The 1,824-nt window shown below is 52.3% G+C and carries 1 protein-coding gene and 1 pseudogene; both read left to right on the forward strand.

The genetic code is table 11. The features are described from left to right. Positions 1–652, forward strand: a pseudogene (locus IV04_RS26490) (hypothetical protein); the annotation flags it as partial. Beyond that, positions 615–1,745 (forward strand): T6SS immunity protein Tli4 family protein, encoded by a 1,131-nt coding sequence (locus tag IV04_RS23370; protein ID WP_037441578.1) that lies wholly within the window; start codon positions 615–617, stop codon positions 1,743–1,745. The pseudogene IV04_RS26490 and the gene IV04_RS23370, both read left to right, overlap by 38 nt. The last annotated feature ends 79 nt before the right edge of the window (positions 1,746–1,824 follow it).

Genomic DNA, 1,824 nt, shown 5'->3' on the forward strand with positions numbered 1-1,824 from the left:
CTGGTGGCGGCTGATCGACCCTAATCTGCTAAACCCTAAAAACAGCAACGGTAATCCGGCGCAACTGGTAAAGGACTGGGAAACCTTTAAAGATATTATTATGGAAAAAGTAAAGGTTTTTCATGAGGATTTGGCCGACAAATATCATTCCAATACCCATGCCTTTTATGGGCTGGATACCACCACACCTGGCCGTGTATCTGCCGCGTATGCCACCCATCAGGTGGTCACCTGGAAGGGGGAACTGGCAAAGGGGCTATCCCCTATGCCATGGCGAGCAACAGCGGTGCGCCAGGAGGGCGATTTGCTGGATCCGAAAGAGCTGATGGGGGTCCGCACCACCTATACGCAGCTTTCACCGGCCGAGCAGGCCTATTCAGAACTGGTCAACCCACGCGGAGGGATCAGTAAAGTCTACATCGGCCAGCGTTTCACCTTGCAAGAGGCTAGTGGCAACGGGGACGGCACAGTGCCGCAAAAGGCCGGGTATATTGAGGATCGTCATCTGATGTCCCGGCTGGCGATCACCACCGAACATGAGCCGGCCTATCAACACCCCACCGCGCAGGCCTTTACGCTGCGCGCCATCGTGAAAATAGCCCAGGAGGTGAAAAATGACCCGTCAATGGCGTTTAAATCGTTATCTGCCTAAGCCGTGGCAGAAAGCGACCGTGGCCCTCACGCTGCTGAGCGCGGGGCTTTTCGCCTATGTCAACTCTTCTCCCCTCGATCGCCCATTGAATGACAAGGAACAGGCCATGCTCACGCCCCTGCTGCAACACCCGACACCGCGCTGTGTCGGCCTCTATCTTATCGATCTGCCCGCTGATTTTATTGTCGATGAGGGCATGTTTTTACTGCTGGATGATGGCACCAAAATGGAGAGCAGGGAACAATACCGCCCGCCCTTTAACCAGTTGATGCAGCGCCGGGAGCAGGAGCTGAAGGCGACCGAGCCGGTTAATCCACTCAATAAACCGTATCTGAAGCAGATTCATCCATTACCTGCGGGGATGGTGGGTACGGTATTTGAACGTAATGAGAGCACCGGAACGCCGGATGTCGCCAGAATGCTGGAAGCCTATAAATGGGATGCAGGCGTTACCTTTAAGATCGAGATAAAAGCCAAAGATGGACGCTCCTCACGTTATGATCCAGACCGTGCTACATATGGGAAGGATATATATCGCTACAACGTCCCAGAGAAACTCACCGCAGTACAAAATTTACTCCGTCGTACTGCGGCCAGAGAGGATACGGTGATCCCCAACCAACCGGGATTTTGTATTTTGCGCGGTTTTATCGCGGGTAAACCGATCGAGTCCTATGACTTTGGTATGGGGTATGTGCATAACCAAATCAAAAACCTGGTCGTGGGTTTTAGCAGTAATGATTACCAGAGTACCGGTGATACCCTGTTGGAGCAGGATGAGCGGGTCATAGGTCAAGGCAAGTACCATACGCTGCATAAAGGGAAACGGGAGATTAACGGGCTGGCGATTGAAGAATGGCTGTTAGGGGGGGAAGTGACGGAGCGCGAGTATATTACTCCACCGTATAATGAATATTTTTTCTATCTTAAATACAATCAGTTAAACCCCACCGCCCAGCAGCCAAGGTTTGAGATCACCCTGTACTACAAAACCGAAAACCTGACCCCGGAAGAGACCTTGAGCGAAGCGCAACTGACCGCGGTGTGGAAAGAGATCACCTCAACGCTGCGTATCCGGCCAGGGGCGATTTAAGGCGCTTGGGGGAGTGATGCAGGATAAAAAGAAAGACAGGAGGTCAACAATGACCCGTCAATGGCGTTTACGTTGTTAT

The sequence above is a fragment of the Serratia sp. Ag1 genome, assembly GCF_000743355.1.
Lineage (GTDB): Bacteria > Pseudomonadota > Gammaproteobacteria > Enterobacterales > Enterobacteriaceae > Chania.

Coding starts and splice junctions, on each gene's coding strand:
- IV04_RS23370 (WP_037441578.1), top strand. CDS start 615: ATGACCCGTCAATGGCGTTTAAATCGTTATCTGCCTAAGCCGTGGCAG.